The sequence below is a fragment of the Microbispora sp. H11081 genome (assembly GCF_012999535.1).
Classification (GTDB): domain Bacteria; phylum Actinomycetota; class Actinomycetes; order Streptosporangiales; family Streptosporangiaceae; genus Microbispora.
This window is the reverse complement of record NZ_JABBWV010000020.1, coordinates 61,407-84,838: the sequence shown is the minus strand read 5'-3', so window position 1 is coordinate 84,838 and position 23,432 is coordinate 61,407. Positions and strand designations below refer to the sequence as shown.

The following is a 23,432-nucleotide window of genomic DNA, read 5'->3' as shown; positions in this document are numbered from 1 at the left end:
GCGGTTGGTAACGTCCGGGCCATGCGCTTCGTCCTCGACCCCGAGATGACCCCCGAGCTCTTCGAAGACCTCCTGACCTGCTGGGCGGAGGTCACCAACGAGGACGGCGCGGTGGGCTTCGTGCCTCCGGTGACGCCGGAGGACATCAGGCCGACGGCGGACAGGACGTTCGCCCGCACCCGCTCCGGCGGCGGGCCCGCGGCGCCCGACCGCCTCCTCGCCGGCTTCGACGACGACGGCGTGGGCGCCTGGCTCATCCTGGGCGACAACGGCTCGGGGCTGCGTACGCACTGGCGCTGGGTGCTGCGGGTCATGGTCCGCCCCAAGCACCAGGGCAGGGGGTACGGCAGGGCGCTGCTGCGCGCCGCCGACGACGCCGCCAGGTCCCTCGGCCTGGAGGCGCTGCAGCTCACCTGCCGCGGCGGCACCGGGGTCGACCGCTTCTACGCGAGCGTGGGCTACCGGGAGGTCGGCCGGGTGCCCCGCTCGATCCGGGTGGCCCCCGGTGACGACCGCGACGAGATCTACATGCTCAAGTGGCTCTGAAAGCTTGAGCCAATGGTTATCCGATGTCCCGCAGGGCCGACTCGAACACCGCATAGGCTGCGGTACTGAACAGCACGAAACGCACCTCTTCCACCACGGTGGGGGCCGCCTGCCGCACCGCGGTGATCGCGATGTGGGCGGCGTCCTCCATCGGCCACCGGTAGATCCCCGTGGAGATCGCGGGGAACGCCACCGTGCCGGCGCCCAGCGCGTCGGCGACGACGAGCGACTCCCGATAGCAGGAGGCGAGCAGATGGGATCGGTCCTCGCTCCGCGAGTGGACGGGCCCGACCGTGTGGATGACCCACCGCGCGGGCAGGCGCCCCGCGGTGGTCGCGACGGCCTGCCCGGCCGGCAGGCCCCTGCCGTACCGGGACGCGCGCAGCGCCCGGCACTCCTCCAGGATCGCGGGGCCGCCGCGCCTGTGGATCGCGCCGTCGACCCCTCCGCCGCCCATCAGGGACGAGTTGGCCGCGTTGACGATCGCGTCCACGCGCTGCTCTGTGATGTCTCCCTCGACCAGAACGATCTTCATGCCTCTCACCTCTCTACAAGACGTAGTACTACCCCGAGTAGGCTTGAAGGCGTGAAGGGATTGGGAGAGCTCGAACGCAGCATCATGGACATTCTCTGGGCGGAGAACGTCCCGTTGACGGCACGCGAGGTGGGCCGCCTCATCGAGGACCGCGACCTCGCGCCGACGACTGTGATGACCGTGCTCGACCGGTTGTCCCGCAAGGGCTTCCTCACGCGCACCCGGGACGGCCGCGCCTGGCGCTACCAGCCCGCCGCGAGCCGTGACGCGTACGTCGCCGAGCTGATGCTCGAAGCCCTGGACATGACCGGCGACCGCGACGCGGCGCTGACCCGCTTCGCCCGCGCCGTGTCCGGGTCGGAGGCCGAGATCCTGCTGAAAGCCCTGACGGAGCTGGAGGAAGAGTGATCGCGGCGGCGGTCCTGGCGACGCTCGCGCTGGTCTGCGCGGTCGCCGCGTGGCGGCTGACGCTGGCGCGCTGGACCTGGCGTGCCCCGCGCACGGCGATCCTCCTGTGGCAGTCGCTCGGGCTGACCTGGGGGCTCGCCTCCATCGGCGCCCTGCTCGCCTTCGCTCTCGACCCCTACCGCAAGGGCGTGCTCCACGGCCTCGCGGAGTTCCTGCTGAGCGTGGAGTTCGGCGTGCGGACGCCGTACGACTATCTCCGCCTGGCCGCGCTGGTCGCCGGCCTGTCGCTGCTCGCCGTGCTGATCGCCCTGCCGCTGGCGGCCGGGGCCCAGACGCTGCGCGCCCGCCGCCGTCACCGCCTGCTGCTCGCGCTGGTCGCCAGGGACGAGCCCGCCGTTCCCGGGGTGCGGGTGGTCGACTTCCCCGGCGCCGCCGCCTACTGCCTGCCCGGACTGAAGTCGCAGGTCGTCATCAGCGACGGGACGCTGCACCTGTTGTCGTCCGCGGAGCTGGAGGCCGTGCTGGCGCACGAGGCCGCCCATGTGCGCGAGCGCCACGACCTGGTGCTGCTGCCGTTCGCCGCGCTGCGCCGCGCGCTGCCCTGGTCGAAGCTGGTCAGCGACGCGCAGGCGTCGGTCGAGCTGCTGATCGAGATGGCCGCCGACGACCGCGCCCGGCAGCGGTGCTGCCCGCGCAGGCTGGCCACGGCCCTGCTGCGTTTCGGGACCTCGGCCGCGCTGCCCACGCCGCAGGGCGCGCTCGGCGCGTCCGCGTCGTCCGGCGTGATGGCCCGGGTCGACCGGCTCGTACGGCCCGAGGTGGCGCTTCCCGCGGCCCACCGCTTCCTGATCCTGGCCGGGTCGGTGGTGCTCGCCACCAGCGCCCCGCTGCTTTGGCTGCTTCCTGGGTGAACCTTGGGTGCTAGCTGGCGTTAGCCACTGAGTTTGCAATTGCAAGCAGTGCGAGGCAGACTGGGGGCATGGAACTGCCCAAGGTCGCCTCGCTCGGTGAGTACATCCGCCAGCAGCGTCAGCAGGCGAAGATCTCGCTTCGTCAGCTCGCCGCGCAGGCCGGGGTGTCCAATCCCTACCTGAGCCAGGTTGAACGGGGCCTGCGCAAGCCGAGCGCGGAGATCCTGAACCAGATCGCGAAGGGTCTGCAGATCTCCGCCCAGGCGCTCTACGTCCAGGCCGGCCTCATCGAGGACCGCGAGCCGCACAGTGACGTGCTGGCCGCGGTCCGGGCGGACGTCACACTCACCGGACGGCAACGCCAGGTGCTGATCGACATCTATGAATCGTTCCGCAAGGAGAACCAGGCCGACACCGCCCAGCCGCCGCAATCGGCTGAGCATTTGGGGGACGACCCGGTTCTCCCGCGCGACGGCATCGCACCGAATTCGAGGGAAGGATAGCCCATGACCATCACGACCCAGGCCAAGAAGATCACGGAGTCCAAGCCGTTCTACGCGCTCACCGGCGCCGGCGACTACGCCGTGGAGAAGGCCCGCGCCTACGCCGGCACCGTCCAGGACAGGGCCGAGGCCGTCGCCAAGGACCTGCCGGAGAAGGCCAAGGGGTACGCGGACGCCGCCGCCGCCCGCATCACCCGGCTGTACGACGACCTGGCCACGCGTGGCCGCAAGGTCGTCAGCCGCGTGAGCGGCGAGGCCGCACTGGAGCTGACGGAGGTCTCGGAGACCGCCGAGCCGGCGATCGCCGCCGAGAGCACCGCCAAGCGGACCTCGTCCGGCCGCACCCGCGCCACCACCGGGGCCCAGAGCTGATCCTCAGGCCACACGAGTGACACCGCGGCTCGCCTTCCCGTAGGGGAGGCGAGCCGCCGCCGTCACCGCCCGCTTTCCGTACGGGCTGGACGTTCCCCCGGAGCCCGGCCTCGCGCACCGGCCCACGTGTCGGCGCGGCCCATTAGTCTGGGGGCGTCAGCGACCGTGACCATGTGGGAGAGTCCATGCCCGGGCCCGTGTACGGCATCCTCGATATCGTCTTCTGGCTGCTTTCCATCGGGGCCTTCATCCTGTCCGGCTGGGCGCTGGTGCACGCCCTGCGGATCCCCGCGCGCGCCTTCCCGGCGGCGGGCAAGCAGACCAAGCCGCTCTGGCTGATCATCCTCGGCCTCGCGACGCTGTTCACCTTCGCCGGCGCGGTCAACTACATGGGCATGGGGATGGGACTGCCCAACATCTTCACGATCGCCGCCGTCATCGCGGCCGGCATCTACCTCGCCGACGTGAAGCCCGCGGTCAACGGCTACCGCAGCGGCGGCAACCAGGGGCCGTACGGTCCCTGGTGACCCGGGCTCAGAGCCAGTCGCGGGCCCGGAACACCCGGTAGAGCGTCGCCGAGGCGACAACGATCAACACGGTGGACGACAGGAACCCCCACAGATGCCCGAAGCCGGGAAACGGGATGTTCTGGCCGTAGAAGCCGGTGATCAGGGTCGGCACCGCGATGATCGCGGCCCAGCTCGTCACCCGCTTCATGATGAGGTTCATCCGGTTGCTCTGCATGGTCAGGTGCGTCTCGCGGATGTTGCTGACCAGGTCGCGCAGCGACTCCGTCCACTCCGTGGCCCGCAGCACCTGGTCGTACACGTCCTGGAAGTACGGCGCCATCTCGCCGTCGCCGATCAGGCCGTTGCGCCGCATGAGGGAGTTCACGGCCTCCCGCATGGGCATCACGATGCGCCGCAGCGTGACCAGGCTCTTGCGCAGCTCGAACGTGCGCCGCTGGTCCTCCGGGCCGACCGGCCGGTCGCCGAACACCGTCTCCTCCAGGACCTCCACCTGCTCGTCCATGGCCTCGACGGTCTCGAAGTGGCTGTCCACCACGTAGTCGAGCAGGCCGTGCAGCAGGAACGCGACGCCGTGCCTGGCCAGGTCCGTCCCCTCGTCCCAGCGCCGTAGCACCTGCTCGACGGAGAAGTCGTCCGTCTGCCGTACGGTGACCAGCGCGTTCCTGGTGACGAAGGCGGCCGCGGGGGCGATCCGCACCCGGCCGGACTCGGCGTCGAAGGCCGACGCGTAGACGCTCAGGAACATGTGGCTGTCGTAGACGTCGAGCTTGGGCCGCTGCCGGTGCTGCAGCGCGTCCTCCACGGCGAGGGCGTGCAGGCCCAGCTCCTCGCTGATGGCCTGCAGCTCCTCCTCCGTCGGAGCGCACATGTCGAACCACACCACGGCCGTCGGGTCCTTGACGAGCTCGGAGACGTCGCCCACCGGGAAGCCCTCGGCCTCCAGGTTCCCGTGCCGGTACAGCCGGGTGTGTCCCATGGACGGTTACCCTACCGACCGGGCGGGCCCCGCCGAAGGGGCGCGCTCCCTGCCTTCCGCCGGAAGGGCGCCCCTGTCCCGCACGGCGGCGTCAGCCCTTCGCGGCCTGCTGGAAGCGGATCATGTTGCCCGCCGGGTCGCGGAAGGCGCAGTCGCGGACGCCGTACGGCTGGTCGACCGGCTCCTGCAGGACCTCGGCGCCGGACGCGCTGATCTTCTCGAAGGCGGCGTCGCAGTCCGGGGTGGCGAAGACGACGGCGCGCAGCATGCCCTTCGCGAGCAGCCGGCTCATCGCCTCACGGTCCTCGGGAGAGGCGGAGGGGTCGGCGTCGAGGGTCTCCAGGACGATGTTGACGTCGGGCTGGGACGGCGGCCCCATGGTCAGCCAGCGCGCCGCCCCGTACGCGACGTCGTTGCGCAGTTCGAGGCCGAGCACGTCCCGGTAGAAGGCGAGCGCGGCGTCGCCGTCGTCGATCGTGACATAGCAGTAGTGAAGGGTGAGTTCCATGCGTACGACGCTACGGACGGCGGTGGCCGCCGCGCTTCTCGATTCCTGACCGGTCCGGAGGTCCAAATGCGATCACCCTGGGATCAAGGGGACCGCTAGGGTTGTGGCTCATGGTGGATCTCGCGCGCCGGCTCGGACTCGCGGCACTGCTCGCCGTCCTCGCCGCCTCCCCCGCGCACGCCGTGACATCGGGAGCCTCCGCACCTGCCAGGACCGAGGTGACGATGGAGCTCCGCGAGAACGGGGTGCTCCACGTGAAGGAGACGATCACTCCCGCGAGCGAGACGGTGCGGCGCACGCCTCCCGTCCGGACCCGCCACGACGACGGCCACGACCGCGTCTACCGCATCTCGAACGTCAAGGGCGGCTCGTACGACGGGGAGACCCTGACGTTCAAGGGCACCGTCGAGTACGACGTGACCGGTGCCGTGACGCCCACGGCGTCGGGCGAGGAACTGCGCTGGTTCGCGGTGTCCGGTCCCGTGGGGGAGGCCGTCGTCACCGTGACGGGGCCCGGCCGGGTGCAGAACCTGTCGTGCTTCGCCGGTGACCTCAGCTCCGCCATCGGCTGCACCGGCGCCACGATCGAGGAGACCGGCGCCAGCGCCACCTTCGAGCAGCAGAACCTCGCGGAGGGCGAGACCCTGACGGTCCTCGTCGGCTACCCCAAGGGCGCGACGGGAGCCGGCCCGATCCTGGAGCGCAGGTTCGAACTGTCCACCGCCTTCACGCTGAACGCGGTGACCGGCGGCTCTCTGGCGGCCCTGCTGGTGCTGCTGCTCGGCGGCGTGGGGCTGCTGTACTGGACGCGCGGCCGCGACGCCCGTGTGGTCGGCAGCGAGTCCGCCCCGCTCAGCGGTCTCCGCGACGGGCACTTCAGCCCGCCGGACGGCGTGCGCCCCGGGCAGATCGGCACGCTGTTCGACGAGCAGGCCGACGTGGTGGACGTGACCGCGACCATCGTGGACCTCGCCGTCCGCAACTTCCTGCGGATCGACGAGCGGCCGCGGCACACCTACGACACCCCCGACTGGTGCCTGGTCAAGCTGCCCGGCGCCCCGATCGGCGAGTTGCTGCCCTACGAGCGCGCCCTCTACGACGCCATCTTCGACGGCCGCGACCGGGTGCTGCTGTCCGAACTGCACGGGTCGTTCGCCGCCCGCCTGGCGTCGGTGCGCGACGCGTTGTACCAGGACGTCGTGGCGCAGGGCTGGTTCGCGCGGCGGCCCGACTCCACCCGGTCCCGCTGGACGACCATCGGCCTGACCGTAGTCGCGCTCGGAGTGGTCGCCACCGTGCTGCTCGCCTGGTTCACGACGTACGGCCTGCTGGGACTCGCCCTGATCATCGCGGGGGCCGCCCTGGCCTCCGGCGCCCAGTACATGCCGGCCAAGACGGCGAAGGGCGCCGCGGCCCTGGCGCACACGCTCGGCTTCCGGGAGTACCTCGCCAGGGCGAACGTCGACGACGTCCCCCCGGGCCAGCGCGTCGAACTCTTCTCCCGCTACCTGCCGTACGCGGTGATCTTCGACAACGTGGACCGCTGGGCGCGGGTGGTCAGCTCGTTCAACGGCGACGGACGGCAGACCGACCACCTGTACTGGTACCAGGGCCCGGCCGAGTGGGACCTGTCCAGGTTCGCGGACTCGATGCGCACGTTCGTCATGAGCACCTCAGGGGCGATCTCGACCTCCCGCCAGTTCCGCTCCCTGTAGGCGGGTCGGTCCCCGGGTAGCCGTCAGGCCGGGCGGACCCGCACCTCGCCGACCGGCGCCCCGCCGCCGAACAGCGGGGCGGTCGCGAGCCCGGCCAGCTCAGGGGCGTCGATCCCGGCGGCACGCAGCGCGGCGACGGTGACCGGCACCCTGGCCCTGCCGCCGCCGTCCACGATCTTCACGGCGCCGGCGCGGCCCTCCGCGTCGGCGAAGGCGTCGAACGCCTCCGCGCCCGACTTCACCAGCAGCCCGGGGACGGCCCGCATCAGCAGGTTCTCGGCCCGGGTCGTGCCGCTCGTCCACTCCGGGTGCGCGCGCATCGCGTCGGCGACGCGCCGCTCCGGGGTGCCGGCCGGGGCAAGCGTGAGAGCGCGGAAGGCCCGCGCCACCCCCGCGAGCGAGACGAAGAACAGCGGCGCGCCGCAGCCGTCGACGCCGGTCGCCGCGACCCGCTCCCCGGTGAGCTCCTCCACCGTCGCGCGGATGGCCCGCTGCAGCGGATGGCCGGGATGGCGGTAGTCGTCGAGCGGCCAGCCGTTGACCTCGCAGGTGGCGAGCATCGCCGCGTGCTTGCCCGAGCAGTTCATGAGGATCCTGCCGGCGTCGCCGTGCTCCCGCAGGATCCGGCGGCGCTCCTGCTCGTCGAGCGGCAGGTCCTCCGGGCAGCACAGGAACGTCTCGTCCAGGCCCACGCCCGCGAGGATCTTCCGTACGCCGTCGATGTGGAACGGCTCGCCGCTGTGGCTCGCGGCGGCGAGCGCGAGCAGTTCGCCGTCCAGCGGCAGGCCCGCGCGTACCATCGCGAGCGCCTGCAGGGGCTTCACGGCCGAGCGCGGCGACGCCAGGCTGGAGGTGTCCCCGCACACCAGGACGGGTGCGCCGTCCGTCCCGATCACGTGCACGCGTGCGCGATGCACCGACTCGACGAACCCCGACCGGACCACCTCGACGACCATCTCCGACATAGCGGGCAGTCTATGGAGGCCCTGGACGTGGCAGAATTCGGGGCCATGCGTGCGGTCGTTCAGCGGGTCAGCTCCGCGTCCGTTGTGGTGGATGGTCAGATCGTCGGCGCCATCGACGAGCCCGGCCTGCTCGTGCTCGTGGGCGTCACCCACACCGACGGGCGCGCCGAGGCGGCCAGGCTCGCCGCCAAGCTGTGGGGGCTGCGGATCCTGCACGGCGAGAAGTCGTGCTCCGACATCGGCGCGCCGCTGCTGGTGATCAGCCAGTTCACGTTGTACGGCGACGCCCGCAGGGGCCGCAGGCCCACCTGGCAGGCCGCCGCCCCCGGCCCGGTGGCCGAGCCCATGGTGGACGCCGTCGTCGCCGAACTGCGGGCGCTCGGCGCGCGGGTGGAGACCGGCGTCTTCGGCGCGGACATGAAGGTCACCCTCACCAACGACGGCCCGATCACCCTCGTCCTGGACGTCTGACCGCCGGGCCGAGTTCGGCCTGCGGCTCGGCCGGGTGAGCTCCGTGGACGACGTGATCCTGAACGCGGCGGGCGCCGTGCTCGCCGCGCTCTGCACCCGGCGGTGGTGGGCCCGCCGCCGGGTCGCGTCCCCGTAGACGGGAGCTACCGGATGCGCCGGCGGAGGGCAGGGTCGATCTTCACGTTCCGCCCGGCGTCCGGCGGGACGACGACCTCCTGGCTCGCGGCGACGCCGCCGGCCAGCAGGTCGATGTCCACCGGGACCGTACGCTTCACGACCGCCAGGGCGATCGGGCCCAGCTCGTGATGGCGGGCCGACGAGCCCACGAAGCCGATCTGGCCGGGCTCGGCGGAGCCCTCTACCGCGGCCTCCGGCTCGGCCTCGACCGGCGTGCCGACGCCGAGGGTCACCGGTGCGCCGTGCGGGGGCAGCTCGTCCACGCTGCCGTCGAGATGCAGGAAGACCAGGCGGCGGGGCGGATGACCGAGATTGTGGACCCGCGCGACCGTCTCCTGCCCTCGGTAGCAGCCCTTGCCCAGATGGACGGCCGCCCCGATCCACCCGACCTCGTGGGGGATCGTCTTGTGGTCGGTCTCGAACCCGAGCCGGGGCACGTGCGCGGCGATGCGCAGCGCCTCGTAGGCCCACAGACCGGCGGGCCGCAGGCCCAGCTCGTCCGGCAGGCCGCCCAGCCGCTCGCGCGGCACGAGCAGGTCGCCGCCGAGCGCGACGGCCCCCTCCACGGTCACACCGGGCGTCTCAGGGCTCTCTGCCGGCGCGAGGCTCTCTGCCGGATCCGGCGGGGCGACGGAGACCACCGCGTAGTCCGAGGTGACGTCGGCGACCTCGACCCGCAGCATGAACCGCATCTTCTCCAGGAAGGCCACCAGCTCGGCGGACGCGCCGGGCTCCACGTGCGCCCACACGGCCTCGCCGTCGTCCATCAGCGTGAGATGGTGCTCGACGCGGCCCTGCGGGTCGAGCAGCAGCGTCTGGGTGGGCACACCCGGCTGGAGCGTGTCGAGCTTCTGCGAGCTGAGGTTGTTGAGCCAGCTCAGCCGGTCGGGTCCGCTGATCCGCACGACCTCGCGGTTGCTCCGGTCGACCAGCGCGCGCCCGCCGGCCAGCGCCCGCTGCTCGGCGTAGGGATCACCGTAGTGGGCCGCGACCGTCTCGTCCGGCGCCTGCGCGGCGACCGCGCCGTGTGTGTCAAGCAATGGGCTCCGCATGCGTCCAAGGCTATTCGGTCCCCCGCGTCCCCCGCGGCGACGGCCGGGTCCCCTGTGGACAACCGTCACACCGGCACGCGGCGGAGGGCGACCAGCGCCACGTCGTCCTCGCGGGCGCCGAAGGTGGCGATCAGCCGGTCGCAGAAGACGTCCAGGTCGTCGCCGACGTCCTCGGCCTCCTTCCTGGCGACCTCCAGGCTCTCGTCCAGCAGTTTGTCGCGGTCCTCGATCAGCCCGTCGGTGAACAGCAGAACGGTCGCGTTCTCCGGCAGCCTGACCCGGTCCACCCGGTACCGCTCGTTCACGACACCGAGCAGCAGGTCGCCGAACCTGTGGTACGCCGCTCCCGTCCCGGCGAGCAGCGGCGGGATGTGCCCGGCATTGACGATCTCGCTCTCCCCCGTCGCCGGGTCGATCAGCATCAGGCAGACGGTCGCCGTCATGCCGGGGTGATAGCGCAGCAGGACCGCGTTGAGCAGGGCCATCGACCGGGCCGGGTCGACGGAGTCGATCACCGAGGCCCGCAGCGCGTAGCGGAGCTCCGCCATCACGGTGGCGGCGTGCAGCGAATGGCCCTGCACGTCGCCCAGTGCGACAAGCACGCGGTCGCCCAGAGGCAGCACCTCGTAGAAGTCGCCGCCCACCTCCACGTTGTCCACCGAGGGCCGGTAGCGGACGCTGACCAGCAGGCCGGGAGTCCGGGGGATCGCGTCGGGCAGCAGGCTCCGCTGCAGCGTGAGCGAGATCATGTGCTCCTCGGCGTACGCGCGGGCCGCGTCGACCGCCAGCGCCAGCGCCTGGCCGAGCTGCCGCAGCAGGCTCAGCTCCTCGCCGTCGAGCCGCGCCCCCGTCTCCACCCCTACGTACACCGGCGAGCGGCCCGTCTTCGTACGGCACAGCACGCCCGACACGCGTGCGAGCACGTCGCTGTCGGGGACGACGCGGGCCCAGGCCTCGCTGTCCACCTCGAACACGCGCACGCCGGCGGCCTCGCCGATGGAGAAGGCGCACAGCCGCTCCAGCGTGTCGGGGTGCACCGGCCTGGGCGCCGCCGGCTCGCCCGGCCGGGCCGCGAACCTGCGCAACCGCCCGTCCGGTGGGACCGCCAGCACCCGCGAGTAACGCTCAAGCAGCCGGGAGCAGCCCTCGGCGGCCACCGTAAGCAGCCGCTCGAAGTCCTCCGCCTCGTTCATCGCCAGCGTGATCTCGGCCAGCTCGCTCAGCCGGGCCGCCATCCGCTCGGCCCGCTGCCGCGCGCGGTAGTACCGCAGGGTCGCCAGGACCGTCGCGGTGAACTCGTCGGGCTGGATGGGCTCCGACAGGTACGCGTCCGCTCCGCGCTCCAGCCCTTCGGCACGGTCGGCCGGGGTGATGGCGTTGCCGGAGACCTGGATCACCGGGATCGAGGCGGTCAGCGGATTCGCCTTGAGTTTCTCGCAGACCTCCATGCCGCCCAGATCGGGCATTCGCACGTCGAGGATGACGAGGTCGGGCCTGAGCGCGTCGACGACGGCCAGCGCCTCCTCGCCGCCGCCTGCCTCGACCACCCGGTGCCCGGCGCGGCGCAACCAGCTCGCCAGGATGTACCGCTTTGTGGGGATGTCGTCCACGACCAGCACCGTCGCCGTGTCGTCATTCATGAGCCCGCACCTCCCGGCGTGCGCTCCCGCGCGTCGTGCACGGCCTCCCGGACAGCGTCGAGCAGCAGATCCCTGCGCAGCCCGTGCTTGGGCAGCACCGGGCAGGCCGGCGCAGGGTGGGCCGGCGCAGGGTGGGCCGGCGCAGGGTGGATCGGCGCAGGGTGGATCGGCGCAGGGTGGTCGGAGGCCACGGACACGACGACCGCGGGGATGCCTCGCAGGCTCTCGTCCTCGGCCATCTCGTGCAGCAGCGCCGTGCCGTCCAGGCGCGGCATGAACAGGTCGACCAGGACCACGTCAGGAGGGCTCTCGCGCATGACGGCGAGGGCCTCCACCCCGTCGGCGGCCTCGTCCACCGCGGCCGCGAACCCGAAGAGCATGCGCCGCGCCACGGCGCGGAACCCCTCGTCGTCGTCGATCACGAGCACCCGGCCCACCTCGGGCTCGATCATCCGGTGCGGCACCCGCAGCGTGGCCGTGGTCCCCTCGCCCAGCCTGCTGTCCAGCTCCAGCGTGCCGCCGATCGCCTCCGCGAGCCTGCGGGCGTACGAGAGACCGAGGCCGCTGCCCTTGGCTCTGAGCTGCAACGGCCCCGGCACCTGGTAGAACTCCTCGAAGACGCGCTCCAGGTGCTCGGGCGGGATGCCGACGCCGGTGTCGGTGACGGTGAAGACCGCCTCCGCCCTCGCCGAGTCCAGGACGACCGTCAGGCGGACCTGCCCATACTCGGTGAACTTCAACGCGTTCGAGAGCAGGTTGCGCAGGATCGTGGTCAGCATGGCCTCGTCGACGAACAACTCGCCGACCTCGTCCGACACGTCGACCGACAGCTCGACCTCGGCCCGCCCCGCGGGCTGGAGCGTCATGCGCAGTCGCTCGGCCACGGCGACCACGTCCACCGCCGACGGCTGCGGGTCCAGCCGGCCGGACTCGGCCTTGGCGAGGTCGAGCAGCTCGCCCACCAGCGCCAGCAGGGTCTCCGCCGAACCGCCGATCAGGGTGATCTGGTGCTCCTGCTCCTCGCTGAGCGGTTCCGCGCCCGTGCCGAGCAGCAGCCGCACCAGGCCGATGATCGAGGTCAGCGGCAGCCGCAGCTCGTGGCTCACGCTGGCCCAGAACCGCTGCCTGGCCTCGGCCGCCCGGCGGAGCTGGGCGGACTTCTCGTCCAGCTCGCCGTACAACGCCACGACGCCGCGGTTGGTCTCCTCCAGCTCGGCCGACAGCTGGTTGTACAACGCCAGCACGCCCTGGTTGGTCTCGGTCAGCTCCGCGTTGAGCCGCAGCACCTCCTCCAGGGTGGCGGCGAGCTCCCTGTTCTGCTCGCGCAGCACGTCCAGCGCCGTGCTGGGCGGCGACCGGCGGGCCAGCTCCGCGCGGATGCCGTCGAGCGACCGGCCCCTGTGTCCCCCGGGCACCCGCTTGACCAGCGTGACGCACCGGTCCTCGACGGAGAGCGCGGCCAGGTCGACCATGCGGCCGGCCAGCTTCAGGCCCTCCCCCGGCCACACGCCGGCGTCGTGGTAGCTCACCGTGATCACCAGGCGGTCCTCGGTCAGCTCGAAGACGACGTCGCTCCGCGCTCCGTTCGCCAGCGCCTCACGGCCGATCTCGCTGAGCGCGGTCGCCACCCGGATCTGGTCCTGCGATTCGAGTCCCACGAGTTCGGCGATCTGGCGGCCCAGTTGCCGTACGGCGAAGACGTCCTGCTCCCTGCCGATCTCCGCGCGGGCGAGGACGCTGTCCATCACTGCCCCTGTTTCACGGCCACGACGCAGGCGTCGTCCCTGCGGCTGCCCGCGTCGCGCAGCAGGGTCGCGCCCACCACCGCCGGGGAGTGGGCGAACAGCCCCGGGTAGGAGACCGGATCCCAGCGTTCCGTGAGGCCGTCGGTGTGCAGCACCACCGTGGCGTGCGGCGGCAGCCCGTACTCGTACTGCCGGGGACGCCTGCCCACGTGCCCGGCGATGCCGGGCAGCGAGATCATCCCCTGGCGCCCTTCCGCGTGGGCGATCCAGCCCGAGACGTTGCCCAGCCCGGCGAACGTGACCTTCTCGCGGCCGACCCGCACCACCGCGACCGCACCTCCCCTGGTGTGGCCCAGCCCCCGGTGCAGGCGTTCGAGAGCGACGGCCGGCGGAGCGTACGGGTCCTCCGCGAAGATGCGTACGGCCTCCCTGGAGGCGTGCGCGGCGGGGCTGCCGTGACCGAGCCCGTCGCACACGAGCACGCTGATCGCGTCGCCCGTGTCGGCGAAGGCGAAGGCGTCGCCGCAGACGGTCTCCTCGCCGATCGGGCGGCGCAGCCCGCTCACCCGCAGCGGGGGGCCGGGCAGTCCGTCCCGGGTGAAGTGCAGGGCCAGCACGGTCCCCCTGCCGGGCATGGAGTGGACGTCCCAGCCCGTGGCCATGCGGGCGATCGCCCCGAGGCCGATGCCGAGCGTGCCCGAGGTGGAGTAGCCGTCTCTCAGCGCGCTCACGAGGTCGGCGATCCCCGGGCCCCTGTCGACGGCCACGAGTTCGACCGCGCCAGGCCGCTCCGGATGAGGGCGGACCAGGACGGCGCCCTCGTCCGCGTGCTTGACCAGGTTGGAGACCGCCTCGGTGACCGCCACGGCCAGCTGGCCGGTGCGGCTCTGGTCGAACCCGGCGGCCCCGGCCAGCGCGACGGCCGCCCTGCGCACCGCGCCGATCACACTCGGGTCGTCGGTGCGGACCCACACGTCCTCGTGCCGGTGCGTCATGGCCCGCATCACCGGGCCCACTTCGTCACCGTCACGCGGGTGCCCTCGCCGGGAGCGGAGACGAGGTCGAACTCGTCGACGAGCCGCCGCGATCCGCTCAGCCCGAGCCCCAGGCCCCCGCCGGTGCTCCAGCCCTCGGTCAGCGCCTGCTCGAGATCGGGGATGCCGGGCCCCTCGTCGCTGAAGACGAGCCGCAGCCCCGGCCGCCGCGCGCCGTGCAAGACCTCGATGTGCACCCTGCCGCCGCCCGCGTGCACGAGGGCGTTCCTCGCCAGTTCGCTGGCGGCGGTCACGATCTTCGTCTGGTCGACCAGGGAGAGCCCTATCTCCGCCGCGAGGCCTCTGACCTTCTGACGTACGAGTACGACGTCACCGTTGGTGGCGATGGGCATCTCCGTCGGCCCGTTCACCCGGCGGTGCCCCTGACGTGTTCCAGCGCCGCGACGCCCTTCTCCAGGTTGAGCGCCGTACGCACGCCGCCCAGCGAAAGGCCGAGCTCGACCAGTGTGATCGCCACCGCGGGACGCATCCCGACCACCACGGTCTCGGCGTCGAGCATGCGGGTCATCGCGGCGATCGTGGACAGCATCCGGCCGATGAACGAGTCGACGATCTCCACGGCCGTGATGTCGATGATCACTCCTCGCGCTCCGGAGGAGACCACCCTGTCCGCCAGATCCTCCTGCAGCGCCAGCACGCTCTGGTCGTCAAGGTCGATCTGGATCGAGACGATCAGGATGTCGCCGAGCTTGAGGATCGGCACGCGTTCCATCAGGGACGCTCCGCCCTGACCGCGATCCGCGCCCGCTCGGCGCCCGTGATCTCCACGCCGCTCCGCCGCAGCGCGTACGACAACGCGTCGGCCAGCGAGGCCTTGGTGACGATGTCTCCGAACTCGATGCCCAGCGTGACGATCGTGTGCGCGATCTGCGGGCGGATGCCGGAGATCACGCACTCCGCGCCCATCAGACGGGCCGCGACGACGGTCTTGAGCAGGTGCTGGGCGACCTGGGTGTCGACGGCCGGCACGCCGGTGATGTCGATGACCGCGTGCTCCGAGCCCGTCTCGACCAGCGTCTGGAGCAGCTTCTCCATGACGACCTGGGTGCGGGCCGAGTCGAGCGTGCCGACGAGCGGCACGGCCACGATACCCTCCCACAGCTTCACCACCGGCGTCGACAGTTCGAGCAGTTGCTCGGCCTGGTCCAGGATGATCTTCTCGCGGGCGGCGGTGTAGGTCTCGAAGGTGTACAGGCCGAGATCATCGACGAGCTGGGAGAACCACACGAATCCGCGCAGCGCCTCCGGGCCTCCGTCGGCCTCGGCCGCCTCGTACAACGCCTCCTTGAGCGAGAACACCATCCGCGCGGTGTCGGAGGGCGTGTGTCCCTGCCGGACGCGGGCGCGGGAGAGCTCGGCGAGCAGCCCCCGCACGTCGGCGAAGTCTCCCGCGCCGTCAACGAGCGCGGTGCGCAGGGCCTGGTAGAGGTCTCGGAGTTCGTCCGGGGACGCTCCGGACAGTTGGGTCCATCGCCGGAGCAGCCGCTCCTCTTCGGACAGGAAGAGATCCACTATGCGCCGCTTGGCGGCCTCGTCGGGAACGGTCACCCTCATCTCCTGACGAATCGGTGCACTGCTCCACTCGTCACGGTACCGGCTCCACGACAAAAGCCTGGAAGTGGACCATAAACGGTCAAATACGACATTTACGGCATTGGCCAAAAACGGTGAGATGGCGAACGTCGGTGGCGAAACCGAGCTCGGCGTCGAGGGCGGAGACCAGGCCGTCCACCATGCCGGGCGCGACCTCGCTCACCTCTCCGCACCCCCGGCAGACGAGATGGACGTGGTCGGCCTCGGAGGCGAGGTGATAGGTGGGGGCGCCGTGCCCCAGATGCGTGTGCGTGACCAGCCCGAGCTCCTCCAGCAGCTCCAGGGTCCGGTAGACGGTCGAGATGTTCACGCCCCTCGCCGTCCGCTGCACGCGCGCACAGATGTCCTCGGGCGTGGCGTGCCCGAGCTCGGTGACCGCTTCCAGCACGAGCTGACGCTGGGGGGTGATCCGGTAGCCGCGCGCCCGCAGCTCCTCGTGCCAAGTCTCGGCCATGTCCCAGAGTTTAGGCCGTGCCCGGGTGCATCTCCCCTGCCGTCGCAGGAGGAGCGGAAAATCGCCCCGTTAATCGTTTGCCCGCCCCCGCACCGCTCGCATAGCGTGAAGGCACGCAGAAGGGAGGTGGTCCAAACAATGGTTGATCATTCTTGGGCTAGCGAGGTGGCTGTCCGCTAGGGCTCGTCCATCTGGGCCTTCCGTCTGGATGTCCGACGACGTCCCGGCGAATCCTCGACAGACACCGGAACCCCGGGCAGCCGGCGGCTGCGGACGGCTCCCGTCCCGGCCATGGTCCAGCCGGCCCGCCTCTCTCAGGAGGCGGAGCGCGCCCGGGGTTCTTTTTCTTTTCCGCCCTGTTTCTTCTGGCTCGTCTGCGCCCTATTCGGCGAAGTCGCCGACCCGCTTCAGCTCCGCAGAGGCGTGCGACTGCAGCGGGTGCCCCATCGCCGACATGTCGTACGCGTACATGAGGTTGCCGTTGACCAGGCCGTAGAGCCGGTGGCCCGCGTTGTACTCCTTGGCCGTCGTGGTGCGCGCCACCACGTCCGTACGCAGCTCGATCTTGTGGAAGACGACCTCCCCCACGTAGATCTCCACGATGCCGGTCGGGTGCGCGAGACACACCTCGAGTTGCCGCTCGGGCTGGATCCTCCAGAACCCCGTCTCGGTGGACAGGGGCCGCACCTTGGCGCCCTCCGCGTCGAGCAGCCACGTGCGGCTCTGGTAGGTCAGGAACGGCTTCCCGTTGTGCCCGAAGACGATCTCCTGGCCGAAGTTGGCGCTCTCCATGGTCGGGTAACCGATCACCCCGGCCCCCTCCCAGCGGCCCAGGAGGAAGGCGATCGGCTCGAGGTCGGGATGTACGTCCATGGACACGAGCTTAGAGCCGTGCGCACGGCCCCTCACACCTTGCGCGGAAGCGCCCGGCCGGGTGGGCGGGCGGCAGCGCGGCGCCGATCCCGGCGGACTAGGCTCTCAGTGCCGCGACCGCGGGACTTCGCCCGGACGGAGCGGTGTCAGGACCGGTGCGCCGTTCCTGGCGACGCGACGGGCGAGGCGGGAGGGCACGGACATGGCACGATCACTCGTGATCAAGGTGACGGCGGGCGCGGACGCCCCGGAGCGCTGCAACCAGGCGTTCACGGTCGCGGCGGCCGCGCTGGCGAGCGGAGTCCCGGTCTCGCTGTGGCTGACCGGCGAGTCCTCGTGGTTCGCGCTGCCCGGCCGGGCCAAGGAGTTCGCCCTCGCCGAGGCCGCTCCGCTCGAGGACATGCTCGACGCCGTGCTGGCCGCCGGCCGGGTCACGCTGTGCACCCAGTGCGCCGCCCGCAGGGGCATCACCGTGGACGACGTGATCGACGGTGTGCGCATCGCCGGGGCCTCCACTTTCGTCGAGGAGGCCCTGGGCGAGGGCGTGCAGGCGCTGATCTACTGAGCGACCGCCGACGCGTCCGCCGGGTGACCCGTCAGCCGGGCAGCACCGTCTGCAGGCGTTCGTCGCGCAGCGCCTGATACCAGCTGTCGTCGATCGGCGGCAGCGGCCCCGTCACCCAGCTCAGCAGCAGGTCCGCCAGCGCGGGGTTGCGGGCGAGCGCCGGGCCGTGCAGGTAGGTGCCGATGACGCGGCCCGCGTAGCAGCCCTCCGTGCCGTCGCCGTTGCCGGTGCCGACGATCGTCCGCGACAGCGGGCGCACGCCGGCGCCGAGCCTCGTCACACCCATGTGGTTCTCGAAGCCCGTCAGCGTGGGCAGCCCCAGCGCGGGGTCGACCTCCGCGGCGAGCTCGCCGACCGCGCGCCGCTCGCCCCGCCCCGAGCTGATGTCCAGCAGCCCGAGGCCGGGCACCGGCTGGCCCTCCTCGCCGCCGAACACCGTGCCCATGATCTGGTAGCCGGCGCAGACCGCGAGCATGGCCGCGCCCCGCTGGATAGCGGCGTGCAGGCCGCCGTCCCGGCGCAGGCGCTCGGCCCCGAGGATCTGCGGCCGGTCCTCGCCACCGCCGATCAGGTAAACGTCGCCCTGCTGCGGCACCGGGTCGGACGAGCGCACGTGGATGGTCCTGGTCCTGATGCCCCGGGCCCTGGCGCGCTGCTCCAGCACCAGGACGTTGCCCTGGTCTCCGTACGTGCTGAGCAGGTCGGGATAGATCCAGACGATGGACAATTCAGACTGCACGGCCGAACTCCGCTCGGATCTGCTGGAACGCGGTGTAGTTGGCGATCACATCGATCTTGCCGGGCGCCAGCGCCGCCACCGCCCGCTCGAAGGAGTCGCAGAGCTGGAACGGCACCTCGGCGACGGCCAGCCGCAGCGCGAGGTCGCGGCGGCGCTCGCCGGTCACGAGGACGGGCCTGCCGCGCAGGATGCGGTAGTCGACGTCCCACAGCCAGGAGGTGTCGCGGCCGTCCGGCCCCTGGGCGTTGACCGACAGGATGATCGGCAGCGCCGGGTCGGCGACGTCGAACGCCTCCAGCCAGCCGGCCGGGTTCTTGGCCAGCAGCAGCCGCAGCGACCGGCCGTCCCGCTCGACGGTCGTGTATCGCCCCGCGACCGAGGTGACCGTACGCAGCCGGGGCAGCGCCCGGCCGGGGTCGAGGCCGAGCGTCTCGGCGACCGCCAGCGCCACGGCGGCGTTCGCCCGGTTGGCCTGACCCGGGAGCTGGATGTCCAGGCGCCAGTGCTGGCCGCGCGGGTCGGTCACGTACTCCCCGTCGAGCACCCAGTCGGGCTCGGGCCTGCGGAAGCTGCACTCACGGCACGCCCAGCGCGTGTCGGCGAGCTGGGCCGCGGTGAGGCCCTGACCGCCGTGGCCGAATCCGGCGCGGTCGAGCGGGCCGCCGCACTCGGGGCAGCACCAGGAGTCCTCCCGCCAGCGCTGTCCCGCGGCCACCCAGGTGACCCGCGCCGCGGTGGACGCGCCCCAGGTCACCAGCGGATCGTCGCAGTTGGCGATAACGTGGGTGGGCCTGCCGGCGAGCGCGCGGCGCCACTTCTGCGCCAGCAGCCAGATCTCGGCGGCGCGGTCCATCTGGTCGCGGCTGAGGTTCATGAGGCAAACGACGCCGGCCTCGGTGGTGTCGAGGACCTCGGGGAGGTACTTCTCGTCCACCTCCAGCACGCCGTACGGCGCGGCCTTGTTGGAGGCGAGCGCCGACACGTGCCCGGCGGGCATGTTGGCCCCGAACGCGTTCGTCGCCACGTCGCCGAGCTCCTGCAGCGCCGAGGTAATCAGGCGCGTGGTCGTGGTCTTGCCGTTAGTGGCGCTGACCAGGACGAGCTTGCGGTCGGCCGCGAGCTTGCGCAGCAGGTCGGGCTCCAGCATGAGGCCGACCCTGCCGCCGATCACCGAGCCGTCGCCACGCCCGGTGGCCCTGGACAGCGTCGCGGCCGTGCGGCCAAGGGCGCTGGCGAGCTGCGCCCGCATCGGAAGCTGACTCATGACGCGATCCTAACCGCGCCCGGAGCCCGCCCCGACGTAGCGGTGCCCGCCGCGCCCCCGCGCCGGTCGTCTCGCCGGGGACCTCCCGCCGCCCTATGCCGTTCCGGGAGAACCGGGCCGCCGGGCTCGGTAAAGGTCGCGGAGCAGCGCGACCTCGGCCCCGTGGTGGATGACTTCCCGGTTCACATGCAAGATCACGTCGGCGAAGGGGAAGTGGCCGTCGAGCGTCCCCGGCGGGCCGTCGCTGCGCCGCGCGAGCATGCTGTCGTCCGCCGCGGCGAGGCCGGCGGTCCAGTCTGCGTACGCGCCGTCCAGCCAGGTCAGTCCCTCGGCCGCGGTCGGCCCCGGCCACCGGATCCGGTCCATCGTCAGCGTGCCGTCGCCGAAGTGGAAGTCGGCGCGCTGCGCGAGCGTCTGCCCGATGTGCGCCAGCCGCCAGGCGATGGTGGTCAGCGGCGCCGGGTCGGGCGCCGGGAACTCCCAGTCCAGTGCGAAGGCGCCGTCGGGCCGCGCGCGGATCGACCAGCATCCCTCCGCCGGTTCCCACAGGTACTCGGCGTCGGTGAGGCCCGCCAGGCGTGGCCGTAGCTGATGCTCCCAGTGCCAGGTGAGCTGGAACGCGAGTCGCTGCAAACGGCCGGCGGGCATGGGCTCTCGGGCCTCCGTACGGGTTGGGGGGTCACGCCTCGAAGGTGAGCTCGGCGGGGGTGTCCCCGTCGAAGGGCAGGACGAAACGGCGCGGCCAGGACAGCACGGTCTCCAGCCAGCCCGCGCTCATCGTCTGGGCCACGTACTTGACCCGTTCGCGCGGCTCGACTCCGATGGCGACCGTCGTCACGTCACGCTGGATGCCCTCGTGCTCGTCGTCGCCCAGGATGACCCGCCAGGCCAGGGCGCGGTTGCGGTCCACCTCCATCGACAGCGGATGGTGGCGCAGCGCCTTGGCGCGGTGGCCGAGCAACTCCGTGCGCACGCCGACCGCGACCCCGCCCTCGGCCGGCTCCGCGCCGTTCACCCCCTGGTGGGGGTACGGCCGGCCGGCCGGGTCGGTGCCGAACAGCGGATACTCCATCGCCGGGGCGGGACTGCGCAGGTTGGGCGCGGGATGACCGAGAGGGAACAGCCGGTCCACCTCGTGCAGCCAGCGGACCTGCGGGATGACCCAGGCGGCGCCCGGCCGGTCGCCCGCCCGCATCGGCGGGTCGCCCTCCGCGCCGTCGGCCTGGCCCGCGGCGAGCAGCCCGGCGGCGACCTCGGCGGCCTTCTCGGTGAGCAGCGCCGGGTCGAACCAGGTGCGCAGCGACCACGCGCGCCGCGAGACCGACCGCTCGACCAGCGTGGCCAGCAGGCACTCGCGCCGCTTGGCCGGCAGCTCCGCCCAGATGTCGGCCAGCACGCGCGGCACACCCGGCAGCGACCGGTTCGTCACGAACGCCAGCACGACCGTGTCGGTCCAGATCCGCAGCCAGGCCCACTCAGGGGCCACCGCGAGCAGGTCGGCCTCGCGCAGCTCGACCAGTGTGCAGGCCTTCCCCGTACGGCACTCGCGCCCGCAGGCGGCCGAGCGGCGGCCGCAGATGGGCGGCACGGGTCCGAGCGTCTCGCGCTCGCGGTCCTCGCCCAGCGGCACCTGGATGCGCAGCGGGCGGTCCATGCCGTCGGCGAACACCGCCGCGAAGCCCGGCTGGAGCGACACCACCTGACGCGACTGGTCCTCGCTGAGGTTCATCGCGGCGCCGACGAGCGCCCGGTCGTCCTCGGCGGGGAGCCGGTGCACCACCTTCAGCGCCGTGTTCTTGACGACGTCGGAGACGAGCTTGGTCGGGATCTGCTCGGCCACGATGATGCCCTCGCCGTACGCCCGGATCTCGGCGAGCATCCCGGCCAGCAGTTCGACGGCGTGCGTGGAGGCCCGCTGGGAGCCCCGGTCGCGCAGCAGCCGGTGGGCCTCCTCGATGACGATGACGTGTCGCAGGCCGCCCGCGCCGTCCTCCCCCCGGGGCTCGGAGCGGGCGCGCATCCGCAGGTGCTCGACGATGCGGATGATCAGCGTGCCCATGAGGAACGCCTTGTCCTCGTCGTTGGCCACGTCCTCGATGGCGAGCACGACGTTGCGCTGGAGCAGGCCGCCGATGTCGGCGGGGTGGCCGCCCTCGAAGAACCGGCCCGCGCTGCCCACCCGCAGGCTGCGCAGGCGCAGGCTGATGAAACCCTCGACGTCGGCCTGGACCTCGTTGCCGTACCCGATCTCCTGGATGACCTCCAGCGCGTGCTGCTGGAGCTGTTCCAGGGTCGGCACGGCCGGCTGCACGGCCGCCCCCGGGATGCCGCCGCCGGTCACCACGTCCCAGCCGTTGGCCTCGTAGACGCGCTGCAGCGCCAGCGACATGATCTGCGGGAACGGCTCCTCCGCGTCGAAGGCCGCCATGAACAGCGCCCTGACCATGTCGATGTGGGCCTGCACCGGGTAGCCAGGCTCGGGCGCGAGCGGGTTGACGCTGATCGGCACGTTGTCGGGCGCCGAGGGGTTGATGACGGTCAGCGGCGCCAGGTGCTCGACCCGGCCGGCCATCGCGGCGTACTCCGACTTGGCAGGCTCGATGGCCAGCCACGGGATGCCCGCCTTGGTGAGGTGCTCCAGCAGGTGGCGTACGGTCTGCGACTTGCCCGAGCCGGTGGCGCCGGTGACGAAGGCGTGCCGGTTCAGCGTGGCGAGCGGCACGCGGAACGTGCCGACGGCGCGGTCCTGCGCGTCGACGATCGCGCCGAGGTCGACGGTCTCCACCGAGCCCTCGACCTCGGCCTCGCTTGTCACGTCGAAGAACCCCGCGTCGAGCACCCGGACGCCCGGCACCTCGCGGCGCGGCAGCCCGGCGAGCGCGGCGAGCGCCCCGGCCGTCGCCGCGAACGGCGCCGCCGCGCCGTCGGCGGAATCCTGGAGGTCGACGGTCAGCGCCTCGCCGAAGCCGTACACCGAGTCGCAGGCGCCGTCGCCGGTCAGGGCGGGCAGCGACATCGCGCTGCGCAGCCGGTAGGGGTGATGGCTCATCTCCACGGAGCCGACCAGCACCGGGGCGATCTGGCGCAGCTCGTCGGGGCCGGCCGCGCCGGCGAGCACCCGGACGTTCCACAGCCCGGCCTCGCGGAAGGCGTCCAGCTCCTGCATCCTGCGCTCGGCCCGCTCGGCGTCGAACCGGGACCGCTCAGACGCGTCGCCGTACTGGCGCAGCACGTTGAGCTGGGTGCGCAGGTGGGCCACCTCGGCGTCGAGCAGGTCGGTCGGCTCGGCGACCACCACCCACGCGAACGGCCTGGACATGAGCGTGACCAGTGTCGACTCGAACAACGTGGGCCGTTTGGTCTCGTCCGGCTCGGGCTCGCGCCTGCCGTAGAGCGGCGGCGCCTGGCGGCCGGGGCACGGCGTCCACACCAGGTCGGCGAGGTCGGCCAGCCACTCGTCGCCGATCTCCACGCCGCGCGCCCCACCGGGGAACAGCAGCGGCTGCGGGCCGGTGACCGGCGGCTCGGGGGCCGCCGCGGCGCGCCGCGGCGGCTTGGGCGGCGTGAGCGGCCCCGCGTTGGTGATGAGCTCCAGCGGCGCGCCCGAACCCCGCGACAGCCAGCCGATGACGAACGGCCGGTTGCGCTGCGCGGCGGACAGCACCGCGGGGAGCACCGTGACGAAGTCCCACTCCGCGGACGAACTACGCGACGGCGCCGTGATGGCCTGGATCCGGTACCACGGCCCGCTCAGGGGGAACGCGTGCATGAGACCCCTCGATTGACGACGAACAGGGGAGAGACTCCATCAACGATCACGCTCGCACGGCCGGGT

The 23,432-nt window shown here is 72.2% G+C and carries 26 protein-coding genes; 9 read left to right on the top strand and 17 right to left on the bottom strand.

Annotated features, from left to right (window positions below; translation table 11 throughout):
- The first annotated feature begins 21 nt into the window (after positions 1-21).
- Positions 22-546 carry a GNAT family N-acetyltransferase gene (locus tag HHX31_RS31660; RefSeq protein WP_169953133.1) on the top strand — a complete coding sequence of 175 codons (525 nt, stop codon included), beginning with the start codon at positions 22-24 and terminating at the stop codon, positions 544-546.
- 16 nt (positions 547-562) lie between these two features.
- Here HHX31_RS31660 and HHX31_RS31655 read toward each other — a convergent pair whose 3' ends face one another.
- Positions 563-1,081, bottom strand: a complete 519-nt coding sequence (locus HHX31_RS31655) for an O-acetyl-ADP-ribose deacetylase (RefSeq protein ID WP_169953131.1) — start codon at positions 1,079-1,081, stop codon at positions 563-565.
- Between the two features lie 51 nt (positions 1,082-1,132).
- Here HHX31_RS31655 and HHX31_RS31650 point away from each other — a divergent pair, with 51 nt between their 5' ends.
- The 5 genes from HHX31_RS31650 (at position 1,133) to HHX31_RS31630 (ending at position 3,802) form a co-directional block, all read left to right on the top strand.
- The gene (locus HHX31_RS31650; RefSeq protein ID WP_169953130.1) at positions 1,133-1,489 is read left to right on the top strand and encodes a BlaI/MecI/CopY family transcriptional regulator; all 357 of its coding nucleotides are present in this window, start codon (positions 1,133-1,135) and stop codon (positions 1,487-1,489) included.
- Complete coding sequence (locus tag HHX31_RS31645) at positions 1,486-2,400, top strand: M56 family metallopeptidase (protein ID WP_169953128.1); 915 nt, start codon at positions 1,486-1,488, stop codon at positions 2,398-2,400. Before HHX31_RS31650 ends, HHX31_RS31645 begins: the two co-directional genes overlap by 4 nt.
- Before the next feature lie 68 nt (positions 2,401-2,468).
- On the top strand, positions 2,469-2,903 hold the full coding sequence (locus tag HHX31_RS31640; RefSeq protein WP_169953126.1) for a helix-turn-helix domain-containing protein: 435 nt from the start codon (positions 2,469-2,471) through the stop codon (positions 2,901-2,903).
- A gap of 3 nt (positions 2,904-2,906) precedes the next feature.
- Positions 2,907-3,275 (top strand): hypothetical protein, encoded by a 369-nt coding sequence (locus tag HHX31_RS31635; protein WP_169953124.1) that lies wholly within the window; start codon positions 2,907-2,909, stop codon positions 3,273-3,275.
- 185 nt (positions 3,276-3,460) lie between these two features.
- Complete coding sequence (locus HHX31_RS31630) at positions 3,461-3,802, top strand: DUF2516 family protein (protein WP_169953123.1); 342 nt, start codon at positions 3,461-3,463, stop codon at positions 3,800-3,802.
- Between the two features lie 7 nt (positions 3,803-3,809).
- Here HHX31_RS31630 and HHX31_RS31625 read toward each other — a convergent pair whose 3' ends face one another.
- Together HHX31_RS31625 and HHX31_RS31620 are read right to left on the bottom strand one after the other, a co-directional pair.
- The gene (locus HHX31_RS31625; protein ID WP_169953121.1) at positions 3,810-4,781 is read right to left on the bottom strand and encodes a magnesium transporter CorA family protein; all 972 of its coding nucleotides are present in this window, start codon (positions 4,779-4,781) and stop codon (positions 3,810-3,812) included.
- Positions 4,782-4,872: 91 nt separating this feature from the next.
- Complete coding sequence (locus HHX31_RS31620) at positions 4,873-5,289, bottom strand: VOC family protein (RefSeq protein ID WP_169953119.1); 417 nt, start codon at positions 5,287-5,289, stop codon at positions 4,873-4,875.
- Positions 5,290-5,399: 110 nt separating this feature from the next.
- Between HHX31_RS31620 and HHX31_RS31615 the strand changes: the two genes are divergently transcribed.
- Positions 5,400-7,004 carry a DUF2207 domain-containing protein gene (locus HHX31_RS31615; protein ID WP_169953117.1) on the top strand — a complete coding sequence of 535 codons (1,605 nt, stop codon included), beginning with the start codon at positions 5,400-5,402 and terminating at the stop codon, positions 7,002-7,004.
- A gap of 23 nt (positions 7,005-7,027) precedes the next feature.
- On the opposite strand, the gene HHX31_RS31610 is transcribed toward HHX31_RS31615, so the two are convergent.
- The gene (locus tag HHX31_RS31610) at positions 7,028-7,969 is read right to left on the bottom strand and encodes an asparaginase (protein ID WP_169953115.1); all 942 of its coding nucleotides are present in this window, start codon (positions 7,967-7,969) and stop codon (positions 7,028-7,030) included.
- A 45-nt stretch (positions 7,970-8,014) separates the two neighbouring features.
- Here HHX31_RS31610 and dtd point away from each other — a divergent pair, with 45 nt between their 5' ends.
- A complete protein-coding gene (gene dtd / locus HHX31_RS31605; protein WP_169953113.1) occupies positions 8,015-8,440 on the top strand; it encodes a D-aminoacyl-tRNA deacylase in 426 nt (141 codons plus the stop codon).
- Between the two features lie 143 nt (positions 8,441-8,583).
- On the opposite strand, the gene HHX31_RS31595 is transcribed toward dtd, so the two are convergent.
- From HHX31_RS31595 to HHX31_RS31555, 9 genes are all read right to left on the bottom strand, one after another.
- Positions 8,584-9,669 carry a folate-binding protein YgfZ gene (locus tag HHX31_RS31595; RefSeq protein WP_169953111.1) on the bottom strand — a complete coding sequence of 362 codons (1,086 nt, stop codon included), beginning with the start codon at positions 9,667-9,669 and terminating at the stop codon, positions 8,584-8,586.
- A 65-nt stretch (positions 9,670-9,734) separates the two neighbouring features.
- Complete coding sequence (locus HHX31_RS31590; protein WP_169953110.1) at positions 9,735-11,309, bottom strand: fused response regulator/phosphatase; 1,575 nt, start codon at positions 11,307-11,309, stop codon at positions 9,735-9,737.
- Positions 11,306-13,054, bottom strand: coding sequence for an ATP-binding protein (locus HHX31_RS31585; RefSeq protein ID WP_169953108.1), 1,749 nt, complete (start codon positions 13,052-13,054; stop codon positions 11,306-11,308). Before HHX31_RS31585 ends, HHX31_RS31590 begins: the two co-directional genes overlap by 4 nt.
- The gene (locus HHX31_RS31580) at positions 13,054-14,049 is read right to left on the bottom strand and encodes an ATP-binding protein (RefSeq protein WP_169953106.1); all 996 of its coding nucleotides are present in this window, start codon (positions 14,047-14,049) and stop codon (positions 13,054-13,056) included. The genes HHX31_RS31585 and HHX31_RS31580 overlap by 1 nt, the downstream gene beginning before the upstream one ends.
- A gap of 8 nt (positions 14,050-14,057) precedes the next feature.
- Complete coding sequence (locus tag HHX31_RS31575; protein WP_169953180.1) at positions 14,058-14,441, bottom strand: anti-sigma regulatory factor; 384 nt, start codon at positions 14,439-14,441, stop codon at positions 14,058-14,060.
- Positions 14,442-14,455: 14 nt separating this feature from the next.
- Positions 14,456-14,821 (bottom strand): STAS domain-containing protein, encoded by a 366-nt coding sequence (locus tag HHX31_RS31570; RefSeq protein WP_211590595.1) that lies wholly within the window; start codon positions 14,819-14,821, stop codon positions 14,456-14,458.
- Complete coding sequence (locus tag HHX31_RS31565; protein ID WP_311932401.1) at positions 14,821-15,657, bottom strand: STAS domain-containing protein; 837 nt, start codon at positions 15,655-15,657, stop codon at positions 14,821-14,823. Before HHX31_RS31565 ends, HHX31_RS31570 begins: the two co-directional genes overlap by 1 nt.
- Before the next feature lie 85 nt (positions 15,658-15,742).
- Positions 15,743-16,156: a Fur family transcriptional regulator gene (locus HHX31_RS31560; RefSeq protein WP_169953102.1), complete on the bottom strand. Its 414-nt coding sequence runs from the start codon at positions 16,154-16,156 to the stop codon at positions 15,743-15,745.
- A gap of 381 nt (positions 16,157-16,537) precedes the next feature.
- The gene (locus HHX31_RS31555) at positions 16,538-17,029 is read right to left on the bottom strand and encodes an FABP family protein (protein WP_169953100.1); all 492 of its coding nucleotides are present in this window, start codon (positions 17,027-17,029) and stop codon (positions 16,538-16,540) included.
- A 202-nt stretch (positions 17,030-17,231) separates the two neighbouring features.
- On the opposite strand from HHX31_RS31555, the gene HHX31_RS31550 reads away from it, so the two are divergent.
- Complete coding sequence (locus HHX31_RS31550; RefSeq protein ID WP_142564919.1) at positions 17,232-17,594, top strand: DsrE family protein; 363 nt, start codon at positions 17,232-17,234, stop codon at positions 17,592-17,594.
- A gap of 31 nt (positions 17,595-17,625) precedes the next feature.
- On the opposite strand, the gene HHX31_RS31545 is transcribed toward HHX31_RS31550, so the two are convergent.
- The 4 genes from HHX31_RS31545 to HHX31_RS31530 form a co-directional block, all read right to left on the bottom strand.
- The gene (locus tag HHX31_RS31545; protein ID WP_169953099.1) at positions 17,626-18,333 is read right to left on the bottom strand and encodes a type 1 glutamine amidotransferase; all 708 of its coding nucleotides are present in this window, start codon (positions 18,331-18,333) and stop codon (positions 17,626-17,628) included.
- The gene (locus tag HHX31_RS31540; protein ID WP_169953097.1) at positions 18,323-19,597 is read right to left on the bottom strand and encodes a MurT ligase domain-containing protein; all 1,275 of its coding nucleotides are present in this window, start codon (positions 19,595-19,597) and stop codon (positions 18,323-18,325) included. Before HHX31_RS31540 ends, HHX31_RS31545 begins: the two co-directional genes overlap by 11 nt.
- A 93-nt stretch (positions 19,598-19,690) precedes the next feature.
- Positions 19,691-20,245, bottom strand: a complete 555-nt coding sequence (locus HHX31_RS31535) for a DinB family protein (protein WP_169953095.1) — start codon at positions 20,243-20,245, stop codon at positions 19,691-19,693.
- Positions 20,246-20,276: 31 nt separating this feature from the next.
- The gene (locus HHX31_RS31530) at positions 20,277-23,366 is read right to left on the bottom strand and encodes an ATP-binding protein (protein ID WP_169953094.1); all 3,090 of its coding nucleotides are present in this window, start codon (positions 23,364-23,366) and stop codon (positions 20,277-20,279) included.
- Positions 23,367-23,432 lie beyond the last annotated feature (66 nt).